General features: G+C 58.8%; 23 protein-coding genes. 11 read left to right on the top strand and 12 right to left on the bottom strand.

Features of this window, described 5'->3' with window-relative positions; genetic code table 11:
• Positions 1-527: 527 nt before the first annotated feature.
• Positions 528-1208: a tyrosine-type recombinase/integrase gene (locus NO876_RS12990; protein ID WP_256422092.1), complete on the bottom strand. Its 681-nt coding sequence runs from the start codon at positions 1206-1208 to the stop codon at positions 528-530.
• A 477-nt stretch (positions 1209-1685) separates the two neighbouring features.
• A complete protein-coding gene (locus NO876_RS12985; protein WP_256422091.1) occupies positions 1686-1871 on the bottom strand; it encodes a hypothetical protein in 186 nt (61 codons plus the stop codon).
• A 308-nt stretch (positions 1872-2179) separates the two neighbouring features.
• On the opposite strand from NO876_RS12985, the gene NO876_RS12980 reads away from it, so the two are divergent.
• The 6 genes from NO876_RS12980 (at position 2180) to NO876_RS12955 (ending at position 7481) form a co-directional block, all read left to right on the top strand.
• Positions 2180-2902, top strand: a complete 723-nt coding sequence (locus NO876_RS12980; RefSeq protein WP_256422090.1) for a DUF8102 family protein — start codon at positions 2180-2182, stop codon at positions 2900-2902.
• Between the two features lie 130 nt (positions 2903-3032).
• Positions 3033-3623 carry a DUF7342 family protein gene (locus NO876_RS12975; RefSeq protein WP_345780759.1) on the top strand — a complete coding sequence of 197 codons (591 nt, stop codon included), beginning with the start codon at positions 3033-3035 and terminating at the stop codon, positions 3621-3623.
• A gap of 3 nt (positions 3624-3626) precedes the next feature.
• On the top strand, positions 3627-4103 hold the full coding sequence (locus NO876_RS12970; RefSeq protein ID WP_256422088.1) for a toxin-antitoxin system TumE family protein: 477 nt from the start codon (positions 3627-3629) through the stop codon (positions 4101-4103).
• Between the two features lie 386 nt (positions 4104-4489).
• The gene (locus tag NO876_RS12965) at positions 4490-5596 is read left to right on the top strand and encodes a hypothetical protein (RefSeq protein WP_256422087.1); all 1107 of its coding nucleotides are present in this window, start codon (positions 4490-4492) and stop codon (positions 5594-5596) included.
• A gap of 6 nt (positions 5597-5602) precedes the next feature.
• Positions 5603-6754 (top strand): hypothetical protein, encoded by a 1152-nt coding sequence (locus NO876_RS12960; protein WP_256422086.1) that lies wholly within the window; start codon positions 5603-5605, stop codon positions 6752-6754.
• A 4-nt stretch (positions 6755-6758) separates the two neighbouring features.
• Positions 6759-7481: a hypothetical protein gene (locus NO876_RS12955; protein WP_256422085.1), complete on the top strand. Its 723-nt coding sequence runs from the start codon at positions 6759-6761 to the stop codon at positions 7479-7481.
• A gap of 781 nt (positions 7482-8262) precedes the next feature.
• Here NO876_RS12955 and NO876_RS12950 read toward each other — a convergent pair.
• Together NO876_RS12950 and NO876_RS12945 are read right to left on the bottom strand one after the other, a co-directional pair.
• The gene (locus NO876_RS12950) at positions 8263-9561 is read right to left on the bottom strand and encodes a tyrosine-type recombinase/integrase (protein ID WP_256422084.1); all 1299 of its coding nucleotides are present in this window, start codon (positions 9559-9561) and stop codon (positions 8263-8265) included.
• A gap of 73 nt (positions 9562-9634) precedes the next feature.
• Positions 9635-10603: a DUF5995 family protein gene (locus NO876_RS12945; protein ID WP_390278826.1), complete on the bottom strand. Its 969-nt coding sequence runs from the start codon at positions 10601-10603 to the stop codon at positions 9635-9637.
• A 222-nt stretch (positions 10604-10825) separates the two neighbouring features.
• Between NO876_RS12945 and NO876_RS12940 the strand changes: the two genes are divergently transcribed.
• The 3 genes from NO876_RS12940 (at position 10826) to NO876_RS12930 (ending at position 12739) form a co-directional block, all read left to right on the top strand.
• A complete protein-coding gene (locus tag NO876_RS12940; RefSeq protein WP_256422082.1) occupies positions 10826-11632 on the top strand; it encodes a hypothetical protein in 807 nt (268 codons plus the stop codon).
• A gap of 242 nt (positions 11633-11874) precedes the next feature.
• Positions 11875-12024, top strand: a complete 150-nt coding sequence (locus tag NO876_RS12935) for an HVO_2142 family zinc finger protein (protein ID WP_256422081.1) — start codon at positions 11875-11877, stop codon at positions 12022-12024.
• Positions 12025-12124: 100 nt separating this feature from the next.
• Positions 12125-12739: a VOC family protein gene (locus tag NO876_RS12930; RefSeq protein ID WP_256422080.1), complete on the top strand. Its 615-nt coding sequence runs from the start codon at positions 12125-12127 to the stop codon at positions 12737-12739.
• Positions 12740-12750: 11 nt separating this feature from the next.
• On the opposite strand, the gene NO876_RS12925 is transcribed toward NO876_RS12930, so the two are convergent.
• The gene (locus NO876_RS12925) at positions 12751-13788 is read right to left on the bottom strand and encodes a zinc-dependent alcohol dehydrogenase family protein (RefSeq protein ID WP_256422079.1); all 1038 of its coding nucleotides are present in this window, start codon (positions 13786-13788) and stop codon (positions 12751-12753) included.
• Between the two features lie 202 nt (positions 13789-13990).
• Here NO876_RS12925 and NO876_RS12920 point away from each other — a divergent pair, with 202 nt between their 5' ends.
• Entirely contained in the window at positions 13991-14782 is a 792-nt protein-coding gene (locus NO876_RS12920) for a DUF7260 family protein (RefSeq protein WP_256422078.1), read from the top strand.
• A gap of 51 nt (positions 14783-14833) precedes the next feature.
• Here NO876_RS12920 and NO876_RS12915 read toward each other — a convergent pair whose 3' ends face one another.
• Positions 14834-15085 (bottom strand): DUF7542 family protein, encoded by a 252-nt coding sequence (locus NO876_RS12915; RefSeq protein WP_256422077.1) that lies wholly within the window; start codon positions 15083-15085, stop codon positions 14834-14836.
• Between the two features lie 84 nt (positions 15086-15169).
• Positions 15170-16354, bottom strand: a complete 1185-nt coding sequence (locus tag NO876_RS12910) for an ABC transporter substrate-binding protein (protein WP_256422076.1) — start codon at positions 16352-16354, stop codon at positions 15170-15172.
• A gap of 172 nt (positions 16355-16526) precedes the next feature.
• Between NO876_RS12910 and NO876_RS12905 the strand changes: the two genes are divergently transcribed.
• A complete protein-coding gene (locus tag NO876_RS12905) occupies positions 16527-17795 on the top strand; it encodes an MgtC/SapB family protein (protein WP_256422075.1) in 1269 nt (422 codons plus the stop codon).
• A 30-nt stretch (positions 17796-17825) separates the two neighbouring features.
• Here the strand turns inward: NO876_RS12905 and NO876_RS12900 are convergent, their stop codons facing one another.
• The 5 genes from NO876_RS12900 to NO876_RS12880 form a co-directional block, all read right to left on the bottom strand.
• On the bottom strand, positions 17826-18524 hold the full coding sequence (locus NO876_RS12900) for a glycerophosphodiester phosphodiesterase (protein WP_256422074.1): 699 nt from the start codon (positions 18522-18524) through the stop codon (positions 17826-17828).
• A gap of 99 nt (positions 18525-18623) precedes the next feature.
• Positions 18624-19763 carry an ABC transporter ATP-binding protein gene (locus tag NO876_RS12895; RefSeq protein WP_256422073.1) on the bottom strand — a complete coding sequence of 380 codons (1140 nt, stop codon included), beginning with the start codon at positions 19761-19763 and terminating at the stop codon, positions 18624-18626.
• 6 nt (positions 19764-19769) lie between these two features.
• A complete protein-coding gene (locus tag NO876_RS12890; RefSeq protein ID WP_256422072.1) occupies positions 19770-20639 on the bottom strand; it encodes a carbohydrate ABC transporter permease in 870 nt (289 codons plus the stop codon).
• A 100-nt stretch (positions 20640-20739) separates the two neighbouring features.
• Positions 20740-21630 (bottom strand): carbohydrate ABC transporter permease, encoded by an 891-nt coding sequence (locus NO876_RS12885; protein WP_256422071.1) that lies wholly within the window; start codon positions 21628-21630, stop codon positions 20740-20742.
• 22 nt (positions 21631-21652) lie between these two features.
• Positions 21653-23074 carry an ABC transporter substrate-binding protein gene (locus NO876_RS12880; protein WP_390278818.1) on the bottom strand — a complete coding sequence of 474 codons (1422 nt, stop codon included), beginning with the start codon at positions 23072-23074 and terminating at the stop codon, positions 21653-21655.
• Between the last annotated feature and the right edge of the window lie 299 nt (positions 23075-23373).

The following is a 23373-nucleotide window of genomic DNA, read 5'->3' as shown; positions in this document are numbered from 1 at the left end:
CCGGACGAGATTCGTCCCATATGTTGCTCGCATATCTCGGGGTGTGATATTTCGCCCTAGACCAGCCCGTTCCGCCAACTTCGATAGCCGATTTTTGAGACTGTTCACGCTGATCGGCGTCGAACTATACCTCGAAAACCACCAGTATAGCGTTCGTGCCGTATCTTCATCGGGTACTGGGACGTTCCGAACGCGACAATCGCTATCTGGCTGTCCAGGGAACCACTTCTCGTACCCAATATCCTTACAGTATCCACACCGGCCTGTCCGCTGATGAATTTCCAAATTCACTCCCAGCTTGAGTTTACGACAGGTTGCTTCCGATGGGATCCGAATTATCGGGACGGTATCCTCACACGCTTCAATTGACTCTGGAAGCGGATCTAGCCAGTTGTCATGCATATGCGTGAACTCTGTCGCAGTCAAACCGGTATGGAGCAATACCCCTAGCAACCGGTCGACGAAATCTCCGCTTTTCGCCGCCTTCTGAAACGTAATTGTCTGCTCTTGCGTGAGCGGATCGCCATTCATAGACTGTCTAGGTTGTATTTCTTTTCGACTAGGTCACGCGATGCCTGCGCGGTATACGTGATGTACTTCCGGGGCATCTGGATAGATCCGTGACCGAGCCGGTCCATTATCTGAACCGCAGTCCAGTCCATTCGAGCTAGCATCGTGCCATGTGTATGCCGAAGGTCGTGGGCCGTTACCTTCCGATTTAGACCAGCCGCATCAGCGAGCTGTTTGAGATGGTAGTTGACCGAGCGGTGTGAAAGCGGCATATAGTCGTAGCCGTTCTTCCACCACTTGAGGAGGTCAACCAGATCCTCTTGCTTGCTGTTAATGGGGATGGTTCGGTCAGAGGACCGAGTCTTGCAGGTCCACCGATTGTCCTCACGATGTGATTTGTTTCGGCACTTCGAGCAAGGCTCCCCCCTGTCGTTCAAGTTGAAGTGATTCTGATTGCCGAATCCTGCTGGGCCGGCACCGCCGACACAGTCCTCTCGTCGCGGAATGTCGATTCGGTATTTTCCATTTTTCTCGAGGACCCACCAGGGACGCATATGATTGAACTCACCATTACGCATCCCTGTATGCAGTAGGAGACGAGCAGTTAGCGTTCGGATCGGGTTGGTTGCGTCTTTCGCTGCCGCCTCGAAGACCTGGATCTCATCAAGGCTCAGTGGCTTGAAGCCTCGACCCGTCATTGGCTAACCTCGTCCATCCGCTTGAGGGATTCAATATCGCAGCCTTGCAGGTTGTTCTCTTGGTCTGTCTCACGTGATGTGGACATCCCCACTTTGCCTTCATCCACCAGCTTCCTACGCCAAATTACCATATTTCTGTTATTCTTTGTTTTCTTATTGTTAGTCGAATACCGGGCCAAAACCCGTCTACACTCTTTTGCTGGATCTGATCCCGTACACAAGATTTCACCAGCTGAAATCCCTGATATCAGGTGTTTCAATCCGCGGGCGGTGGCTTTTTGTAGAACTCGTGGAAATCGTCTACAAAATCCTCTTTATATATGAATCCATCTGCGTACTGCGGTTTTGGAGAGGTGGCTATCGACAGAAAAACCTGATCTCGTGATTCGGAACGGAGTTTTATAGATGATTTGAAATATCTAGTATCCCTATCTGTATGGATATACATATGGTATTTTATATTTCTGAAGGGCATATTCAACTACGCTCTTTTTCAACCTGCTCCAACTGCTTCCTCACTTCACTAACGTCCCCCTCGTTTCCATACTCGACAAGGGCAGCAAGACAGAGACTCCGGACGAACTGGTCGTTGCTGTGTTTGATGACGTAGGCGAGCTGGTCAGAGTTGTTGTTCACATAGTGATCGGGATCAAGTTCATCCATCAGAATCACCCCACGACAAGCAGTTCATCTATCGATTGCAGGTTTGTCTTGCCTGACTGCGGGAAGTAGTGGCAATGCCTGCTTGACTTCCCTGACGAGTCTGGCTTTTTCGACGACTGCATAGCAGAACGAAAGAGTGTAGACACAATGGACCTGATTACCCCCAAACAGACTAATTCACAGACGGTCCTCTACCGTTAGAAGGATCTTTTATTAGTGTAGTTAGTCGAAATTCGAGAAAGGTATTCTGAGGGTCCTGAGTACGGGTTAAGAAATCTATTTTAACGTATCCTCTTACAGAGGAGAGTATGGAACAATCAGACGAACCTAACGGGTTTCTACGAACAGCCGATAAAAACTGGATACTAGGCGAGACTGACTACGACCACCAATCAACACGGTCACAACGTAAACGAGAGATACGAGAGCATTTCAAAGCAGCAATGGAAGACTTCTCTCTGTTGATGAATCACTGGGATCGGGATCAACTACAGATGGCCTTTGAGGAACTGAGACATTCTGAGGGCAGTAGTACTCGTGATCCAACTGACATCGATAACGTGATGAATGCTAACAAAGATCCAGAAGAGTGGGAAGGCAATCACGCAGTGGAGTGCGTTCGCAATATGGTTGCTCTTTCGTACATTGGATTATCCCAAATTGATGCAGATCTGGCCTCTCCTGAAGCGGTAGCTCATCAGGCACTGGAATTCCATCGAGCAACAAGGCGAGGAATTCGGGATGGGAAGAAAGAATTTGGACAGGCCCCGGAAGCAGTATTATTGGCGTCGAATGTGCCACTCTGGGAACTGCCAAGCCCGGAAGAATTTACCAAACAGATTGATTACGACGATGTCGGGGAGAAAAACGACATACATCAAGCCAGAGAAGGCACACCTGATTATTACATTTCAAAAGACGTAGCGGGGGGAGATTATTATGCAAATGCTATTGCTTCGATTGGACAGCGTCTCTATTCGCGAAAGCGGAAAGCAAATGTTAGCCTATCTGAATTCCATCTTCAACAGTAGCGAGAGTCACCCCACAGTACTCTGTCTGTACCCCTCTCCAGAGAATCTGATTTTTAACCTATGTGAGGGATGATAGAGTAAATTACAATTGTGCCGAAGGACTATACACCCTCGCCTGCTTCGTGTCTATATCGACGATCGAGATCCACCAGTGGAATTTGCGGACATCAATGAGGCAGTCGGGGACGACTGGGAGGCTGAAACGACGCCCTATGAGCGCATCCGCCACGTCATTGCTCACACGTACAGTCCTGTCTCAGCTGATACAGTTGCTGAAGACGCACGAACTGCTGCAAAAACTGCCCGCAAACATCTGAATACACTCGCAGAGGAGGGATTCGTCGAGACGGAGACTGGCGAGCACGGCGGGACGCTGTATCGCCGCTCTCCTGAGTCGCTAGTCGTCGAGCAAGCTGCGGACATCCTCGAGCACGTCTCGACTGACGAACTCGTCTCGCAGATTCAGGAGATGCGCGAGCAACTCGCAGAATATCAGTCTAAGTTCGGCGTCGAGTCACCGGAAGAACTGGCTGTCGACCAGACGAACCAAGCACTCGCTGCGTCTGATTCCACGCCGGACGAACCCGATATGGAGACGATCCGTGAGTGGAAGACGCTCCGACGAAGCCTTGCGTTCGCGAACGCGGCCCTTTCGATCGGGAACGCCGAGCAGTTCGTCGACGGTGATCGTCGCTCCACAGACGATAGCGTCCCCGCATGAGATATGGCGGACTCACAGGAAGAAGATCATACCCCCCGCGGGGCAATTGATCGCCCAGCACTGCTTTCAATCCGCGATATCATCGAAGAGAGGGAACCACTTGCGACAGCCCGTCTCGACGACTATCTCAATCCATCAGTACTCGAAGTCTCTCTCGACGACGGGCTCTGTGACGCCGACGGAGCTCGGATCGATGTCCAGTGGACGACGCAGGACGATTACAAGTTCCATTATACGGATACCGCGGACGTGACTCTTCGCTGGGGAAACCATCCCCACGGCGGGGACTATCTCCACGTCTCTGGGACAGAACATTACCATCCGCCGCCAGATGCGAGTTCAAATCCTGCTGACGTCGAAGACTCCTGTATCACGCAGTCCCTCGAAGAGTTGGTCACTCGCGCCGTTCTCAAACTCTGGCGAGTCGCCTATCCCACAGACTCGTATTCACCGCTAAACGCTGGAAGCAATCCACCCTGAGACAGAAAGCGATGGCACGACATCACAGAAATTATGCGGAGCACGAGATGATACCGGAGCCACCGTTTCATTGGATTCGGCAATCACCTTCCAGAGAGTGTCAGAGAACCGTTCACCCGGCGGTTGTTTTCAGAATCCTCGGAGATGAATCGCCCGCTCAGTAAGTACCCCTACATTGAGCGAGTTGGGGGTAAGCTGATCCGTGTGCCAACAATTCTATCACTCCCTATCACCATTCTTTGCCAGCTTATAAGTCGTGATGGTGAGTAGCATAGAATACGAGGAGTCGCCACCGCTAGTAGCAAGTCTCAAGGAAAAGAATAATAATCAGGCTGGAAGAAGACACGGACCTGTAAACGTATTCCCGACAAAATACACACTGAAAAATGGAACGGACAGGCACTCTTTACGACTTCGCGGAACACGAGACGGAGACTTCCTTCCGTGCATATATTGAGGAGCTTATAGAGGACCGTGAAGAACCTGTCCGGGCCTTAACTGTTATCTCGGAGCGTACTCCGAAGGAGATCTTCGACGAATACCTATTAGAGGAATATAGTGTTTCAATCGAGGATCAGGAGGTTTTCACGAGCGGCCGCCTGATCAGAGAGATCGAAGGCGAGTCGTACGAAGGAGGGTCTCGACAGTTCAAGGACAACTTCTTCATCGTAAGCCACTCCGAGGAGATGTTATACACCATTTTCGCAGTCTCTGACAAGGATTTCTTCGACAAAGCACTCACCCGTTACATCGAGACTCTGCCTTCAGAGATTACTGGATCTTTCCTGTCCAGCGAAGATCTCCGTCACCTTATCCAGAACTTCGACAACCGTGTGAACGGAAATCTCGTGGTGAAAAAAGCGGTTCTTAAGTCGACCGGAGAGGACACACAGATTGAATATCACGAGGACAAGCCATTCTACGAAGTCTTCAACGAGGCTTCTACCAACGATCTCTACGTCGATAAAATCGAACTCACCGTTCATAATGCGGGAACGAGGTTCCAATTCTTTGTGTCTCGAAACGGAGCGACTCGTTACATCAGTGGGTCCAGCGACCTCTACTTCAACGTCTTGCTGAACAGCTTAGCCTCCTTCATTTCTGACAAAGGAGAACTCTTCCAAGACCGCGACAGGGAGTACGGATCCCGAGATACAGACCCAATCAAAATCCAGTACGAAGAAGGCTCGATAACCGGTGTCGAGGAGAATAAGCGGCTGATAAAAGCATTAAAGGGGATAAAACGCACCTCTGTTACGGTCTACCACGACAATCCGTATATGCACGCATCTGTCCTCGATTTTGACGACGGAACCAGCGTGGATGTTTACCTCACATCGGATAGTGATATCTCGATTATCCCTGGATTCAACGCCTCGAAAAAGTCCCTGAGCAGGATCTGCGACCAGATTAACAAAGGATTCCTTGAGGGAGAAATCAAAGCCGAGGAGAAGCAGGAACGCGATTTCGACGACTACTTCTCAGCAGCATAACCACCCGTGACAGAGTCAGATAGTTTCGTACAGTGCGTTGACCAAACTTTCGATAGATTTGAGAGATACGACAGATACGTCGATGTCGTTTCTGCCTGGGAAGAGTTCCTTGTTGACCAATATAGCTCTGAGTTCCGAGACTTCAGCTTTGATCGCTTTCCCGAGGAAAGTATCCAGTACAACGGGTCAGAGCTGACTCCGACCTTCACAGCCTATTTCGATGAAGACTACGGCATCCTATTCGATGTTTACCATAATCTTCCCCGAGGCGAAGAAGATCTGAAGGAGTTTTTAGAGGATATCTCTGGTTATGACCAGGGCTACTCGTTCCGGGTCAACGGGTCAGAATCCAAGATACCCGAAAAATATGATATCGCCTTACTCATCAGCAATCAGAATGCTCAGACGGCGGAACACAGGGTCCAGAACTTCCTGTCCAAGGGAGATATTCAGTTCGACTCAAATTTAGTACTGCTCAGCTACGATTACGTCGATCAAAACACGAATCCGAAATACGAGTTTGGACGACTGTCGAAGGTTAATCAGAACTTCCGAGACGATGTGCTCCCAGAACGTAAGCAGATCAGCACCCGTCTTTCCATAGCGGACGGTGGCTTCGAAACCATCGACTCGCCGCCTGGATTCTTCGACGACAAGAAATCAACGGGCGTTCTCTGTAACAAGGAACTCTCTGAACTCTACTTCGCCTGTTATCTCTGGCACAACGTCTTCTTCAACTGTCTTGATGACACCGAGCAGGTCATCTGGCAGGGTAAGAACCCTCGCCGAATTATCGAGTTCAAAATTACGATTGACGAACTCTATGCGATGCTCAACCGAAAATACATTCCTGGCAACGGAGTTCGGGAAGAGTGGATCCGTTCTACACTGGAGTATCTCGTGGGTGTTGAGGCTGCTGAACAGGTATCTGACGACGAGTACCGGGTTAAGTTCCGGAACCTCCAGGACAAACGCAGAGACCACAAAGACGTTGTCACCCGTCGCTCTGATCTAGCTGACTTAGCGCATATCTTTGCAGAATGGTACTGCGAAAACGCTGTTGACACCGATACATCTGTTCGGTCAGATGTTCGTGATGATTCTACACAGACTACTATCACGAGCGACCTGACTGAGCCGGAGAAAGGCGAGTACTGAATCTATGTCGGGGATTGAGGAGAAGAAACAGAAGGGAAAGAACGGGGAGGCATCTGGAGGAGGAGAACAAGCTCTCAGTTCTAAGCGTGATTTGGCGAATAGGTATCAGTCGATGGTGGCCGACCAGTTTCAGTCGGTCTCAAACTTCGAGGATAAGGCCTGGAAGGCTATCAGAGCGAATATCGCACTCATCGGGATTTATCTCACAGGTCTCTCGATCCTGCTGCGTACCTCAGATTCGACGCCTAGTATCGCCCTGATAGATACTCCACCGGTCCTGGTCGGGATAGTTGCCTTGTTCGCGTCTCTTGTCTATGCGATTATTGTGATGCTGGGGATCAAGATCGGGTTCGGGCCTTCGACCGATACTGCTGAGTCTCTGATCAAGAGTGAGTTAGAGGCTGATGAGTATGATTCTATCATAGTTACCAACTATGCCAAGACAGTCAACAGCAACTGGGGTATTTTGGAGGACAAGTCCACGCGACTGAGGAAGTCTTTCGCTCTACTCGTTGTCGGTTTGACCGAGATGTCTCTGGGATTGCTGCTCATCATCTCTCCTTCCCATTCACGTATAGTCGAGATCAAGGCCGGATCTTTCATTGCTGTCTCAGCGACCGTAGGGTATATCGCATACTACCTCTGGATGAAGGGCTACGAGTCCGAGGATAATGGCGAGGAAGAAGAGGATGATGAGGGAGAGGATTCAAACTCAAATGAGCCTTAGTGCATTGAGCGGTATCCCCTACCCGGCACATAACATCTATAGCTCAGCTCCGTACTGAGCACACATAGCGGGGAATGGGGTGTTGGAACTGTTGTATAACTTGCTCTATTGAAAATGCGGTACAGCGGCGGGATTGATGGATTTTGAGCTGAGTTTTTCTGTCCCTTGAGCGGAGGATGATTTTGATTTCCAATCTATTCTTCTGCTCACTGGCGAGATAATCCTATCCAAATACATTTCCCCAATTTCATAATGAAATATACTTGGTCTTCACAGCTAAATTCGCAGAAACCCGACGCTGTCTTCCATTTTCAATAGAGCAGTATAACTCTCTCTCAAGAGGAATTCAATTTCTTTACCCAATCAGTTACTGCGTACATATCGTCGTCGGGAGCAGTCTTATGTAGGCGTTTAGCGGCGTCTACCGACTCAAGTCGAGATTTGATATCTTCTGCACGATCTGAGTTAACGTAGTAATCTCCCTGTTCGTGTTCGACGAGATTCTTTTCGAGGAGATTATGCAAGGTTTCAGGCGCACTTGCTTCGCTGACGTCCGCGTGTACAGCGATTCCGGAGGGAGTGAACCGCTCACCCTGATTGCGCACAAGGAAACTGAGAGTCTCGTACTCGTCGGTATCCGGGAGTACTGGGAACGGCTCGTGACCTCGGGAGTCGTCCATGATTCTGTTATTGACTGATCACACTGGAGGTCTGTGAACTATTCTACAATAGATCCATTCCGGCCAACAGGAACCGGAAGCCGATCTCAATCCTCCTCGTCTCACTCGACTGCTTCGGTAAAGCTCGCTGCTGCATCGATCAGTTCTGCATCACCACCAAGTGCTTCAATCAGCGGTTCCATCTCTTCAAGTGTTTGGAGGAGTTCCGGATTATCTTGGGCAATCCGGAGTAGCTTTCGCCGCTGTTCATCCTCTCGCTCTTCGAGTTCCTGTACCGCCTCGGGCTCCATCGCTTGGTGACACCAGACGCAGAACGGTTCGTCACGTGGGGTCTGCTTATCACACCGAGGGCACGTGAGCGGAGTCCGATCTTCCGTCTTCGCTGTTTGTACTTCGAGCCCCTGAAGTTCCGCGTACTGATTGTTCTCGTTTTCCGGTCCGAACTCTGCGATATACCGTCGAGCGTGGTCAGAAGTCGCCTTTCTGCCCTGACGCTCGTTGATGAATGACTCATTTGCGCCCTGTTTGGCGAGCCAGTACGTGTTCGACTTTCGGAAGTTCGTAGGCGTGACGGGCTTGTCCATCTCGACTCGACGTCCTGCCTCTTTGAACCGACCGAGGAACGTCTGATAGCTCGCGTTATCGTGGGGATCGTCCAGGTTACACCAGAGGTATGCCTCGTCATCGTCTGGAGCAGGATGTTCGCTGAGCCACTGCTGTAAGTAGGGGACGCTGTTGATTAGCGTGACCGAATGTTCCCCCTGCTTCCCATCGAGACTGATCTGGATCCCGTGATCCGCGTCATTCACTTGCTTCATCCGGACCCCGTGCATTTCTTCTCCCCGCGGTCCGAGTTCGTGAGCCACTGTGATGAGGGCCTTGTCGCGGTGATTGGTTGTCCCCTCGATGGCCATCCTCTTCGCTTCCTTCCAGTCTAACATATTGGACCGACTGGGAGAGGGGTCGTAGGAATTGCTCGTACCTGTTGGAACCCACGCTAGTGAGTCCGGAACCTCATCATCAGCCAACTTGAGAGTTCGCTTCCCGAAGATCCGGAGAGCAACTCGATAGTCTTGGTTGGTCTCTTCACTGTATTCGGGGACACCACGCTCTCTGTTGATCCATACGACGACTTCCTCGGCGGCGTCTCGACTTTCGAGCGCCTCGGCGAGCCCACCGACCTGCTCCGCCATAATGACGCAGTGACGGAGAAGTTTGAGATGCCTGTAGTCAGTATACTTCGAACTGAGCAGGTCGAGTTGCCGGCTGAACTCGAGGAGGACCTCGGCATCGTCCTCGGAGATAGTTGGTGCGTCTTCGTCTTCGGGGGGCTCATCGGCCAGACCTGAACGTTTCTTGATTCGTTTTTGCAGGTTCTCGATTTGATCTCGTGTCCCCATCTCTGTTTATATTCTTTATTTGCTGGGCTTTAACCCTTAGCCCTAAAGCCGGCCCTTGGCTTTACAATTCGTTTTATTCTCTGACGTGGTCGAGCCGAGTTGCATTACCGAGCAGTCGTTCGGGGACTCGGTCTTCGAACGCCTCGTGAAACGCGGCGACTGTCCGGTGGTCGGCTTCGGCGCTCCGAAGTGGGTCGTACGTCGCAGAAGTCGTCCGGGGAGCGAGGACGAACTGCGCGATCCCGGTCGCGACGGTTTGCGTCCGCCAGTCGACGTATCTCTCGATCGCTTGCCACGGTAGGTCAGCGAGTAACACGGCGTTCCGCCAGGCGAATTGCCGACTCCGCGTGAGTCCGAGAAATGCGAGTTGCTCGTCGAGCTGGCCGAGCAGATCGTCGATTTGGGAGATTCCGACGGCGGAGTACACATCCACCAGGACATCCTGAACGGTATCGATGAGCCGGTTCAGGACCTCGTTGATCTGATCGTGGTCCGCCCGCTTCGCGTCGCGATCCGGGTCGATCCCCACGTCGTCGAGAGTGTACGTGAGATCGTAGTTGATGTGCGCGTTGATGCCCGACAGCGCGTCCTGTGCGATCAAGGAATCGCCCCGGACCGACGCCGTGAATCCGATTCGCCACGGGGCGGGGACAGCCTCGAAGTCGCGGCGCTCGAACGCGAGGAGCGCCCGTCGATAGTAGTTCGCGAACGCGACTAGGTATCTTCTCGCCCACTCCTCGTTAGCGAAGCGTCCAGACCGGATGCCCGACCGAACGGCCGCGGTCATTCGCGTGTACACCGTGAGAAACACCGATCGGCGGTCGCTGCGCTCGCGAAAGGACTGTTCCGTCCGCACCAGCCGGTCGTGGGTATCCTCGACCGACGTGAACGGTTCCGATAGTATCTCTAGGACCTCCTCGTTGGCCTCGATCGAAGCCAACCGACGGGCGGTGGTTCGAGGATCCGGGCCGGATCGTCGATATTTCAGAGCAAACGCGCGTAACTCTGCCGCCGTCGGAATTCCGTTGTGAATAGTGATCATTGACAGTCGCGACCCGGCGGACGCTGGTCTCCGATTCCCTTCCGGTGAATATAGTGGTTTGTCTCGTCGGATTCCTTCTACGACCGTCGTAGCGGTTTTCGCCTCAAAACGCCGTGAAGACCTGCCGACCTGAGATCGGACACTCGAGCGTGGGGCCGAGTCTCGCCACGAACGTTCGAGAAAACGGTAACCGTTATACGCCACGTGATCAAATCCGGAGATATGCAACGACGCGCCGCGGCGATCTACGTCGCACTCTTCATCGTTATCGGTGCGGCTTCGTACTCGCTCATCGCGACCGCGCAGACACCGACCGTCGAGTTCGACAACCCCGAGTACGAACTCGCACAGGGTGACCAGTTCCAGGTCGGAGACCAGACCTACACGGTTTCGAGCGTCTCCGACGGCAGCGGTGAACTGCAGTACACCGAGGAGTCTGCAGAGTACACCGTCACTTGGGAAAACGACTCCACGCAGACCGTCGACGGCGAGGAGTGGCGAGTGCTCGTCGCTGACGGCGACGAACCCACCGAGTTCACGCTCCGCGAAGAGATCAACGAGACGGCGATCCTTCTGGACGACCCGGACGCCAGTGAGGAAACGGTCGAGCAGAACGGCACCCGATACGTCGTGCTCAACGACTCGGAACTCGTTCCGGCCGCGGAGTACTTCCCGGAACCCGAGACGCAGTCGTACGCCGAGGGAGAGACGATCCAGTACGAGGGCAACGCGACCACCGTCGATTCCGTGACGGCGGACGCCGTGCAGTTGTCCTGGACCGGTCCGCGGACGAACGCCATAAGCGTCGGCGACGAGGCCAACGTCACGCTGGGAGATCAGACGTACCTCGCGCACTTCCCCGACGATTCGACGATGCAACTGACACAGAACTTCGAGAACTACAACAGCCAGATCGACGACATCGACCGTTTCCAGACCCACATCAACGGGTTGTGGGGAATTAGCATCGTCTCGTTCCTCACGGCGGTCTTTATGATCGGCTTCGCGTACCTCCCCTCGCGGTACTGATACGGACCGTCGTATCGTAGCGTCCGTACCATCGCTCGTTCGAGCCCGCACCGGGGAGCGCGCGAAGACGTACGAACGCCACTGTGATCGCGCACCGGCGATCGCGACATCGCGTCGTCGAGTCGTCGGTGCGAGACGACGCCCCTTCAGGAACGACGACGTCCCGTCTTCTCACCGATTCGACATTCATCGATCATTACATATTCGGCAGATTGATATACGGTCACACACTCCGTGGAGATATGTCGATTCAGCGGCCGTCGAGCGTCGACGAGAAGTGGTGTCCCGACTGCGGGGAAGAGATGTCGTTCACCGGCGTCCAGCCGGCCGGCTACGCCCAGTTCTTCTGTGAGCAGTGTCGGTACCGCCGGGACACGTTCGTCGGCCAGTAGCCGGAGAGGGAACCGTCTCCGGGATCGGAACGGATCGATGCACCGCAAGTGACATCGGTGTCACTCCGGCACTTATGCCGGTGGCCGTTCTACGGCGGGTATGAGCGACGACCCGCCAGTCACCGCGGAACGACCGGACAGTCCGTTTCAGACGACCGGGACCGACCACATCACCATCTGGGGGAGCAACGAGGAGGACACTCTCGCGTTCTATCGCGACCTGCTCGGGATGCCGCTGGTGCTCAGGCAGCCGAACCTCGACGACCCCTCTCAGACGCACCTGTTCTTCGACACGGGCGACGGCCGAATCCTGACGGTGTTCGTCGGCGACCGCGAATCGAACCGCGGTCCCCAGCGCGGCGGCACCGGCTCCGTCCATCACCTCTGTTTCAGCATCGCGCCGGAGGACTTCGAGGACGTCGCGGCGGCGCTCGACGACGACGGCCGCAACTACAACGTCTTCGACCGGGGCATCTTCTTCTCTCTCTATACCCACGACAACAACGGCCTCGTGATCGAACTCTCGACCGACAAGTACGACATCCCTGACGACCGCCGCGGCGAGGTGCTCGCGAAGGCCCAGGAGCTACGCGTCGAAGACGGCGCGGAGTACGCGAAGGACGAACACCTCGCGGCCGCGCTCGAAGCGCTCGGTCTCGACGCCGATCCCTACGACCTGCCCGACGCGGCCTCGGGCGTCGGCGGCGTGGAGTGAATAGAAACCCTTCAGACCTCGACGAGCACCTTGATCGCCTCGCGCTCGTCCATCGCGCGGTAGCCCTCGGCGACGTTCTCTAAGTCCACGGTCTTCGTGAACACCGGCGAGGGGTCGAGCGTTCCCTGCAGGACGTCCGCCATCAACTCCTCTGCGTAGGCGCGCACGGGCGCGACGCCGCCGCGGAGCGTCACGTTGTCGCCGAAGAACGAGAAGAGGTCCAGGCCCCCGTCGAGGCCGTGGGGGACGCCGACGTAGCCGACGGTGCCGCCGGGCCGGCAGACCGCCACGGCCGTCTCCATCGACGACGCGGCGCCGACGCACTCCATCACGTGGTTCGCGCCGCCGTTCGTCACCTGGTGGACCTGTTCGACCGCTTCCTCACCGCGCGCGGCGACGACGTCGGTCGCGCCGAACTCTTCAGCCAGTTCGAGTCGGTCCTCGTGGTGGCCGACGGCGACGATCCGCTCCGCACCGAGACGGCGCGCAGCGAGCACGCCGCAGAGGCCGACCGCCCCGTCGCCGACGACGACGCAGGTGTCTCCTTCCTCGACGCCCGCGCTCACCGCGGCGTGGTGGCCCGTGCCCATCACGTCAGTGAGTGGCAACAGCGAGCGGAGGGCGTCCTCGTCGTCGGCGTAGCGATCAGGGATACGGACGAGCGTCCCGTCGGCGTGCGGGCAGCGGACCTTCTCGCCCTGCGCGCCCCCGTTGTCGCCGCCCCAGCCGTCACCGTTCACACATGAGGTGTGTAGCCCCTTCCGACAGAACTCACAGGAGCCGCAGCTGATCTTGAACGGCGCGAGCACGCGGTCGCCCGGTTCCACGGAGCGGACGTCGTCGCCGACGGCCTCGACGATCCCCATCGGCTCGTGGCCGACCTTCGACCCCGCGTCGCGGTCGCTGTCGCCCCGGTAGAACCACAGGTCCGACCCGCAGACCGCGGTGTGGGTCACGCGGACGACGGCGTCCGTGGGGGCGTCGAGTTCCGGTTCGGGAACGTCTTCGACGCGAACGTCTCGGGGACCGTGAAAGACTGCTGCGCGCATACTGCCACTGCGTCCGGCGCGAAGAAAAGTCCGCGGATCAGATCGGTCTGCGGCCCTCCTTCGCCCGCTCCGAGCGCAACCGTTATTAGGATTTAGGCGGACCGAAAAGCGTGCCCAGGAACGCCCTTCCGTCCCGCGGTCGATCGGATCGATCGGGCGGGGTCGTCGGCCCGAACTCGAAGCGGTACGGAGGTGAACGACCGTGCCGGACGTCGGCGACGCCGTTTCCGAGCTGACCGCGGCCCGTCGAACCGCCCGCGACGAGCGGCGACGAACCGAGCGACAACAGCGCGGGTTCGAGCGATTCCGTCGCACGGTCGCCGAGACGGAGACGGCTGATCTCGGCGATACCGGTGCGACGACCGGACCGTCCTCCGTCGGGTGGACAGCGAGCGCGCCGACGACTACCGGCGGGTGTCGTCGGGTTCGCGCGGCCTTCGAGGAGTCGGTGTTGCCGCACGTCGACGACGCTTCCGGCGGTGTGCACGCCGCTATCGCAGCGGAGTTGAGTGGGGAGGTCGCCGTCGCGCTCGCCACCGAGGGCGGCGGCAACCGATTCACCGAGCCGCTCCGGCGGGCGGTCCTCGATTCCGTCGACCAGCGCCTCGCCGAGGGCCGGGTGATGCTCCGGGTATTGGCACGGGAACTGGAGTCGCTCGACGATGCGATCGGGGTGCTGAAGCGGGTCGAAGCGTCGCTCCCGTCGGTCGACAAGTCCGACCGCCTGCTGTGTGAAGACGCGGAACTGTGGGCGCGTCGCCGTCAGACGACCGCGCTGGAGGCCGACCTCGACGACGCGATCCGAGCGCGACAGTCGACTCTGGACGCCGTGACGTCCTCGGACGTGAAGGCGGGCATCGGTCACGACGCGGTCGTGGAGTACCTCTTCGGCGATCGCGACACGACCTATCCAGCGCTCGATGGACTCGCGCGAGCCGTCCGCGAGTGTCGACGGCGGCGGGATCTGCTCGACGCTGCGCTCGCCACGGAGTAGCGTGCGGCGTGGATACGGGACCGTATCGACGCCTCAGGGCGGCACTCTCCCTCAGTCGCAGACGTTCGCGTCGTCGCCGAGATAGAGCGGCGAATCTTCGGTCGTACACTCCGGCCGACCGCAGACGCCGGCGTCGTCCCCGGCGCGCTCGACACCCGGCGAGAGTCGGTGCAATTCCCACGTCGCCTCGTGTCCCGTCTCGGACCGGTGGGTCTCGATGAACGCCCGTGCCCGCGCGAGCTTGTCGAACGTCTCCCGCTGTCCGCACTCGGGGCAGGTCACCGTCGCGCGCTTTTCGGCCATTGGTTGTCTCTACCCGCTGGAACACATTGAACAGCGCGGTTTCTCGAGGCTTCGGTCCGACAGCTCCGAGGCTCGCCCGAAAGCCTACGCCTCGAACGAACCGGCCACGATGTCGCTGACGCGCTGTCGGTCGAACAGCTCCTCCTCGACGCCGTACAGCGTCCTCGCAAGTCGCTCGGTAACGACGAGGTTCGTGATCGGCCCCTGATACAGCGGCCCCGCCCGGTAGACGTCACCGTTCGCGACCGCGGTGAGTTCGCTCGCGACGTCGTGCGATTCCATAAACGAGACCACCGTGTCACGGAACTCCTCGGCCGTCTTCGCCTCCTGCCCCCGGACGAGCAGCACCTCGGGATCGACGTCCAGCAGCGTCTCGTAGTCGATCGCACCCCGGTTACTGAGAAAGTCCTTGACGCTCGTGTTCGCGAGGGAATCTCCCACTTCGAGGTCTTCGAGGTGCTTGAAGCTCGTTCCCTCGTTCTGCACGTAGGGATAGAACGACTCCGGTTGGTCGCCGCCCGCCCAGACGACCGCTGCGGAGGGTCGCTCGCCCGCTTCGGAGACGGCCGACCGCAGGTTCGTCTGGAACTCCCCGTGGAGCGCCGCGAACGCCTCGAACCGATCGGTTCGCTGGAACACCTGTGAGAGCCTCTCGAACGCCTCGTAGAGGGTGTAGTACCGATAGTCGTCGTGCCACGGATAGGTCCGCCCGAAGATGCTGTTCCCGAAGACCGGCCCGATTTGAGTCGTCAGTTCATCGACGTCGTCTTCCGACCACTCGCCGCGGTTACGCAGGAAGTTCGGGTCGAACACGTGGACGCCGGCGTCGAGTTCGTAGAACTGCTCTTTGCCGACGCCGCCGTCGCCCCAGAGCTGTTGGATGGTGTCGCCGTCGACGCTCACACCCGGAATCTCGTCGTAGTAGCGCGTGTGGTACCGGCTCGGGAGCCAGACGCCCTTCGGCGGCTCCAGCCCGAGCGCGATCCCCATATCCGCCCAGCTTCCGTTGTTAGCGACCCAGGTCTCCGGTACCGATTCGAAAGCGACCTCCCCCACGGGTTCGATGGCGACGGTGTACGACGGCTCCGCCGACGCCGTCGCTTCGGTCGTGCTTTCTACGGCAGTCGCCTCTGCCGACGTGGTACTCGATGCGCCCGCTCCGCCGTCCGATCCGCCGGTACATCCGGCGAAGAGGCCAGCACCGGTGATCGCTGCGCCGTACCGGACGATCTCTCGTCGCGTGATCCCGTCGTCAGCGTCTCTCGACATACGATTTAGGCCACCCTAAATACTCAGGTCCCTTTCGAAGTTTAGGCGGGCCTAATCCGGTTCGCTGCGAAAGAACTAAGCGACGTGGCTATATAGCCTAAATAGAGAAAATACTGGTATATACTCATATGTTCCTTTTATTTTGGCGGACGGTCACGGGGGGAATCTGACGATGCTGCAGCTCGGCCCGGAGACCGTCCCGATCAACGCGGACGTGCTCAACCTCTTCATCGCGGGGGCGCTGGGTATGCTGCTCGGACTCGAGCGGGAGTGGTCGAACAAGTCCGCGGGGATTCGGACCTTCACGCTCACCAGCCTCGTCGGCGCGGCGGCCGCGACGCTCGGAGAGACGGTCCTGCTGGCGCTCGGTGGGGTGCTGGTTCTCGTCCAGGGCATCCTGCTCGGTGCTCGCGGGCTCCTCATCGACGCGCGCGACAGTCCCGACGAGGACGGCGGCGGGCTCGCGCTGACGACGTCGACGTCGTTGCTCGTCGCCTACGTCGTCGGCGTGCTCGTCGGGATGGACTACCTCCTGGTCGGGGTCGTCATCGCGATCACGTCGTCGTTCCTGCTGGTCCTGCGGCGGGAGCTCCACCAGTTCGCGAACCGCCTCTCACACCAGGAGGTCCGCGGAGCCGCCGAGTTCGCCATCATCGCCTTCGTCGTCTACCCGCTCTTGCCGACGGGGACGTACGGGCCGTGGGACGCGATCGACCCGCAACTCATCTGGCTCTTGGTGATCGCGGTCAGCGCGATCGGGTTCGTGAACTACGCGATCATGCAGCGCTACGGGAGCCGCGGGATGCTCATCACGGGGTTCTTCGGCGGTCTCGTCAACTCGACGGCCGTCATCGGCGAAATCGCGAACCGGGCGAAGACCAACTCGGGGATCCTCGACCTCGCGGTGGCGACGATCCTCGTCGCCGACGCCGCGATGGCCGTTCGGAACCTCATCATCGTCGTCGCCTTCGTCCCGCAGTCCGCGTTCAGCGTCGGCCTCCCGCTCGGGCTGATCGCCGTCGGCGGCGTCGCGCTGACCGGCTACGAGCGCAACTGGACCGGCGATATGGAACTCGATCTCGACTCGCCGTTCAGCAGCGCCAACGCGCTGACGTTCGGCGGGCTGTTCCTCCTCGTCCTCGTGATCACGGCGGGAGCGCAACAGATGTTCGGGACCGCCGGCTTCCTCCTCACCAGTTTCCTCAGCGGATTGCTCTCCAGCGGGACGACGACTACGACGGCCGTCTCGCTGGCGAGTACTGGTCAGATTACGCCCGCTGTGGCGGCTCAGGGCGTCCTGGCCGGCACACTCGCGAGCATCTTCGTCAAGGTGTGGCTCGCCGTGGGCATCAACCGGAACCTGCTCGTTCCCGTCACGACCCGCTCGGCGTACCTCTCGCTGCTGGGCCTCGTCGGCGTCGTCGCCGTCCAGATTCTCTAACGCGACCGGAGAAGAGAGCGGCCCCCCGCGCTACTCGTCTCGACACTCGTCTGCGAGCCCGCAGTCGTCGATCACGACGCCGTCGACGTTCCGAGCGCGTAACTCCGCGATCGTGTCGCTTCCCTCGGCGGTCCAAGCGTTGACGCCGAACCCTCTGGCGTGAGCGCGCTCGACGATTTCGGTGTCGAGACAGAGGTGAACGTGCGGATGGACGTACGAACAGCCCAACTCGTCGGCGACGTCGAGCGCCTCGGCCGTGTCGAACTCGTCGGTCGCGTCGGCGTCGGCGTAGACCAGGTACGCGACCGCCGCCGCACCGGCGTCGCGGGCGTCCGCGACCTCGTCCGGTCGGAACGAGGAGACGATCACCTCGTGGTCGTACCGGCCGGCGATCTCGACGGCGTCGGCCGCGACGTCCAGCCCCTTCAGTTCGAGATTCAGCCCGACGCTCGGCGGAACGGCCTCGAACACCTCCGTCAGGAGGGGGATCGATTCGTCAGTGCCGAGGACCGAGGCCTCCTTGAGTGCCGACAGCGGCGTCGACGCAACCTCGCCGGTAACGTCGGTGACTCGATCGAGCGTCTCGTCGTGGAAGACGACCAGTTCGCCCGACGCGCAGCGCTGGACGTCGGTCTCGATCATCTCCACGACCGCCGCGGAGCGTCGAAACGCTTCGAGGGTGTTCTCCGGATACTGCGCCAGACAGCCTCGGTGGGCGATCGGGCGCACTTCAGACCCTCTCCGGTGAACTCCCCGCTGGGCGCTCGCGCGGTGACGACTGCCGCGACGACACCGGCGTGTCGTCGACGGTTTCGACGACACCGCTCATTAGGGTTCGACCTGCGTCTCGGCGGCGTCGGACACCGTCTCTCCGCGCGGGGAGGAGTGATAGATCGCGTCGCCGGCGTCGTCGAACACGTGCAGCCGCTCCTCGTCGACGCAGAGTTCGACGGTGTCGCCGGCGTCGAGTTCGGTCCGCGCCTCCGCTTTCACGTGGAGTTCGTCGCCGCCGAGCAGACAGTGAACTAAGAGCGACTCCCCGAGCGGTTCGGTGACGCTCACTTCGGCCTCGAACGTCTCGGGATCGCCCGCGACGTTGTCGACGAGCGAGACGTCCTCGGGACGGACGCCGAAGTACGCCGAGTCCGGTCGCTCGGTGAACAGCTCCGGGTTCGGCAGCGACAGCTCGAAGCTCTCGTGATGCGCGACGGCGCCGTCCCCGAAGGCGAGGTCGATCGGCACGATGTTCATCGCGGGGCTGCCGATGAACTCCGCGACGAACCGCGTATCGGGGAAGTCATAGAGCATCTGCGGCGGGTCCACCTGCTCGATCTGCCCGTCGTTCAGGACCGCCACCCGATCGCCGAGCGTCATCGCCTCGGTCTGATCGTGAGTCACGTACACCGTCGTGGCGTCGAGTTCCCGGTGGAGCTGTAAGAGCTCCGCGCGCATCTGCACCCGGAGCTTCGCGTCGAGGTTGCTCAGCGGCTCGTCCAGGAGGAACACGTCGGGTTCGCGGACGATCGCCCGTCCGATGGCGACCCGCTGTCGCTCTCCGCCCGACAGTTCGCTGGGCTTGCGGTCGAGGAGTTCCGGAATGTCGAGGATGTCGGCGGCCTTCCTGACGCGTTCGTTTATCTCCTCGCTCGTGTAGTCGCTGACGGACTTCATCCCGAACTTCATGTTCTCTGCGCTCGTCATGTGCGGGTAGAGCGCGTAGTTCTGGAACACCATCGCGATGTTGCGCTCTTTCGGTGCCAGTTCGTTCACGCGGCGTTCGCCGATTCGGAGTTCGCCGCTCGTGATGTCTTCGAGTCCGGCGATCATCCGAAGTGTGGTCGATTTACCGCACCCCGAGGGACCGACGAGGACGAGGAACTCGCCGCTGTCGACGTCGAAGGAGATGTCGTCGACCGCCGTTACGTCGTCGAACTCTTTCGTCAGACCGTCGATGTGAATGTCAGACATAGTGTATCACTTCTGTTGGATCGCGAGTGTCTTGAGAAGCGGCCGGTGCATCACGATGAGCACGGCGAGCGGCGGCAGGAGCGCGATCACTGCGCCGGCCATAATGATTCCCCAGCGCGTGAGCCCCGACTGCGAGGCCGCCTGGAGGAACCGGAGGCCGACCTGCACCACCTGCTTGCTCTGATCGCTCATAATGATGAGCGGCCACAGGTACTGGTTCCACGCGTAGATGAAGGTGATCACCGAGACGCCGGCGATCATCCCTCTCGACATCGGTATCAGCACCTCCCAGAGGAACTTCAGCGGCCCGACGCCGTCGAGGTGTGCGTTCTCGACCAGCGAGGCGGGAATCGACATGAAGTGCTGTCGGAACAGGAACACCGCCGTCGCACTCGCGATGTACGGGCCGGTGATCGCCATCAGCGTGTTCCCCCAGCCGAGCCGTGCCATCAGGTCGAACAGCGGCACGATCCGGACCGGGACCGGCAACAGGAGCGTGAGCAGGATGAACATGAACACGGCGCGCTCGTAGGGGAATCGGTAGTAGACGAGCGCGAGCGCCGCGAAGAGAGACAGCGTCACCTTCCCGACGACGATGATCACCGACATCACGACCGAGTTGATCATGTACTGTCCGAAGTTGTACTCCCCGAGCACCGTTTCGTAGTTCGAGAGTCCCTGGCTCCCGATTCCGACGTTGGTGATCTGATACACCTCGGTGGTGTTCTGGGTGCTCATGATCAGCGCCAGGAGCAGCGGCAGGCCCATCAGGAAAATCGACACCACGAGGCCGCCGTGGACGAGCGCCTGCTCGGCGTCGATGTCTCCGGGTAGCAACCGGGCGAGCGTCGACTCGGACGTTGAGCGTGTCGCCATCTGTCACACCTCGCTCGAACTGCTCGTCGGCGAGGAGCCGACGCTCCGTGGCGATCGACGCTCGCGCCGTCGGTTCAACTGTGGGGTTTCACACATCGTATCACGCATAGGTAGTGTAGCTCTCCGACAGCCGCAACTGGACGTACATCAGTATCGCCACGATGGCGAACAGGACGACCGATTCCGCGGACGCGAGCCCGAGGTTGCTGAACTCGAACGCGTCGCGGTACAGTTTGAAGATCAGCAGGTTCGTGGCCTCGTTCGGTCCGCCGCTCGTCATCAGGTCGACGAGCGGGAACGTCTGGAAGAACGCGTAGATCGTGTTCATGACCACGAGGAAGACGAGCGTCGGGGACATCAGAGGTACGTACACCCGATACAGCATCTTCAGGTGACCGACGCCGTCCAGCTTGGCCGACTCGGTCAGCGTCTCGGGAATGTTGTTCAGCGACGCGACCATGAAGATGATGTTGTATCCCAACTGCTTCCAGATGGCGACGACGGCGACGATCGCGAACGCCTGCGGGCCGTTCGTGAACCAATCTAGCGAGGTCCCGGTGAGGCTCTCCAGCACGTAGGTGATGATCCCCAGGGACGGATGCAGCAGGAACAAGAGCACCGACGCGGCGACGGCCGTCGGCAGCGCATACGGCCAGATCGCCGCGATCAGGTACGTCGACGAACCGACGTCGACCTGGAAGAGGAGGTACGCGACGAACAGCGATGCCACGAGCGTTCCGACGACGACGACCGCGGCGAAGGCGACCGAGATCGCGAAGCTCCAGTGGTACGCCGAGGACGTCGCGAGCGTCGCGTAGTTCTCGAGCCCCACGAACGTCTTTCGGGTGCCCAGGAGAATCGTCTGCTGGAGACTCAACCGGAAGGTCTCGACTCCCGGGTAGTACAGGAACGCGATCAGGACCGCGAACGTCGGAAGCAGCAGCAGAAACGCCTGCCACCGCGATTCGTACGGTTTAGTGAATTCGGGCATTCTGTCAGTGGGAGTGAGTCGATTACGAGACCCGGTCGTTGTAGCTCTGCAGCGCGCTGTCGACGTCGCTTTTGATCTCCGAGAGGCCGTCGGAGACGCTCGGTCCGTCGTCCTGGATCATACTCACGTAGCCCTCTTCGATGATGGTGCGGACCTCCGGGAACGGTCCCATCAGGGCCCCGCTCGTCGCCGGCGTGCTCTCGGTCTCGTTGAGCTGGTCGATGGCCGTCCGGAACGCCGGGTTCTCCTCGTAGAACCCGTCGTCTTCGAGTTGCGTGATCGACTCCTCGCGAACCGGGAAGTAGCCGGTTCCGGTGTGCCACTGCGCCTGCTGCTCCGGCTGCGTCATGAAGAGCAGCAACTCCGCGGCGGCCTGCTGCTGGGCGTCCGAGAGGCCCTGCGGGACCCACAGCGACGCCCCGCCGATGGGGATTCCTGCCCGGTCGCCACCGGGCGCGGGCAGGTACGCCGTGTCGAGTTCGAACCCGTTGTCGGCGGCGCCCTGCTTCATCGGCGCGATGCTCGACGTCGAGTAGATGATCATCCCCGTCTCCTGGGTCAGGAAGGCCTGCTGGGCCTCGCCCCACGCCTCGATTCCGGGATTGAGGTACTGGTCCTGCTCGTAGAGGTCGACCCACCACTCGAAGATGTTCTGGGCGGCCTCGCTGTCGAGGTTCGACTCCGTCGCGCGCCCGCTCCGTCCGTTGTCGTTGTTGACGAGCGTCGTGTCCTGGTGCCCGAACCACGACTCGACGAACCACGAGTGGTTCGGGAACGTCATTCCCTGCTCGACGACGCCCTCGCTGGTGAGGGTGTTCGCGGCGTCCGTGACGCCCTGGTACGTCGTGGGTGGAGAGTCCGGATCCAGCCCGGCCTCCTCGAAGGCGTCCCGGTTGTACATCATAATCGCGTTACTGGAGTTGAACGGCATCGAGTTCAGCTTCCCGTCCACCCGATAGAAGTCCAACACCGGATCGAGGAAGTTGTCGTAGTTGATCCGGTCGCTCGGAATGATGTCCTCGACCGGGACGAACGCCTGGCTGTCGATCGCCAACTGCGTCCCGATCTCGAAGAGCTGCGAGAGCGCCGGCGGGTTTCCGGAGCTCACCGCCGAGGTCGTCGCGTTGAGGTTGTCCCGGTAGCTGTTCCGCGACGTCGTTTCGACGGTGATGCCGTCGCTCTGCTCTTCGAAACTGTCAACGATGTCGTCGATGCGCTGTGCGAGGTCACCGCCCATCGCGTGCCAGAACTGGATCGTGACCGATTCGCCCTGGCCCGATCCCGTCGTCGTCCCGTTCGAGTCCCCGGAATCGCCCCCGGAGTCGCCGCCGGAATCGCCGCCGGAATCACCGCTCCCGTCCTGACTCGAACACCCAGCGAGCCCCGCGACGGTCGCTGCGCCCGCACCTTTGATGAACGTTCGCCTGGTTCTTTCTGTCATCATTTCCACTCGACTTATGTTATTGTTTACCCTTATAATCCTTGGTATTTTCTATATATATCCGTAGGTGTCCGGTGTATCGGCTCCCCCGATTCACGTTCTTTTACTCCTCTCCGAACCGGACATCGCGCAGCTAGACGTTATTCCGGTCTTTCGGACCGTCTCAGTCCCGGTCCCACTATGAAAATATATCTCACAGTAGCAGACAATATTAAAAGAGTGTGCGATGAATTTCGATATACGAAACTCAACTCGGCATCTCGATTCCATTGTTCGCCACTGATGTCTCCATACCCGTTGAA

The sequence above is a fragment of the Halobellus rarus genome, assembly GCF_024494595.1.
GTDB classification, from domain to species: domain Archaea; phylum Halobacteriota; class Halobacteria; order Halobacteriales; family Haloferacaceae; genus Haloquadratum; species Haloquadratum rarum.
Note: the sequence above shows the minus strand (reverse complement) of the source record. Positions and strands in the feature narration are given on the sequence as shown.

What these genes read in the sequence shown, in the direction of transcription:
- NO876_RS12880 (WP_390278818.1), bottom strand. Translation starts at nt 23,074, where the DNA reads ATGATGACAGAAAGAACCAGGCGAACGTTCATCAAAGGTGCGGGCGCA.
- NO876_RS12905 (WP_256422075.1), top strand. Translation starts at nt 16,527, where the DNA reads ATGCTGCAGCTCGGCCCGGAGACCGTCCCGATCAACGCGGACGTGCTC.
- NO876_RS12895 (WP_256422073.1), bottom strand. Translation starts at nt 19,763, where the DNA reads ATGTCTGACATTCACATCGACGGTCTGACGAAAGAGTTCGACGACGTA.
- NO876_RS12965 (WP_256422087.1), top strand. Translation starts at nt 4,490, where the DNA reads ATGGAACGGACAGGCACTCTTTACGACTTCGCGGAACACGAGACGGAG.
- NO876_RS12950 (WP_256422084.1), bottom strand. Translation starts at nt 9,561, where the DNA reads ATGGGGACACGAGATCAAATCGAGAACCTGCAAAAACGAATCAAGAAA.
- NO876_RS12930 (WP_256422080.1), top strand. Translation starts at nt 12,125, where the DNA reads ATGAGCGACGACCCGCCAGTCACCGCGGAACGACCGGACAGTCCGTTT.
- NO876_RS12990 (WP_256422092.1), bottom strand. Translation starts at nt 1,208, where the DNA reads ATGACGGGTCGAGGCTTCAAGCCACTGAGCCTTGATGAGATCCAGGTC.
- NO876_RS12985 (WP_256422091.1), bottom strand. Translation starts at nt 1,871, where the DNA reads ATGGATGAACTTGATCCCGATCACTATGTGAACAACAACTCTGACCAG.
- NO876_RS12955 (WP_256422085.1), top strand. Translation starts at nt 6,759, where the DNA reads ATGTCGGGGATTGAGGAGAAGAAACAGAAGGGAAAGAACGGGGAGGCA.
- NO876_RS12885 (WP_256422071.1), bottom strand. Translation starts at nt 21,630, where the DNA reads ATGCCCGAATTCACTAAACCGTACGAATCGCGGTGGCAGGCGTTTCTG.
- NO876_RS12980 (WP_256422090.1), top strand. Translation starts at nt 2,180, where the DNA reads ATGGAACAATCAGACGAACCTAACGGGTTTCTACGAACAGCCGATAAA.
- NO876_RS12910 (WP_256422076.1), bottom strand. Translation starts at nt 16,354, where the DNA reads ATGTCGAGAGACGCTGACGACGGGATCACGCGACGAGAGATCGTCCGG.
- NO876_RS12945 (WP_390278826.1), bottom strand. Translation starts at nt 10,603, where the DNA reads ATGATCACTATTCACAACGGAATTCCGACGGCGGCAGAGTTACGCGCG.
- NO876_RS12890 (WP_256422072.1), bottom strand. Translation starts at nt 20,639, where the DNA reads ATGGCGACACGCTCAACGTCCGAGTCGACGCTCGCCCGGTTGCTACCC.
- NO876_RS12925 (WP_256422079.1), bottom strand. Translation starts at nt 13,788, where the DNA reads ATGCGCGCAGCAGTCTTTCACGGTCCCCGAGACGTTCGCGTCGAAGAC.
- NO876_RS12970 (WP_256422088.1), top strand. Translation starts at nt 3,627, where the DNA reads ATGGCGGACTCACAGGAAGAAGATCATACCCCCCGCGGGGCAATTGAT.
- NO876_RS12915 (WP_256422077.1), bottom strand. Translation starts at nt 15,085, where the DNA reads ATGGCCGAAAAGCGCGCGACGGTGACCTGCCCCGAGTGCGGACAGCGG.
- NO876_RS12935 (WP_256422081.1), top strand. Translation starts at nt 11,875, where the DNA reads ATGTCGATTCAGCGGCCGTCGAGCGTCGACGAGAAGTGGTGTCCCGAC.
- NO876_RS12940 (WP_256422082.1), top strand. Translation starts at nt 10,826, where the DNA reads ATGCAACGACGCGCCGCGGCGATCTACGTCGCACTCTTCATCGTTATC.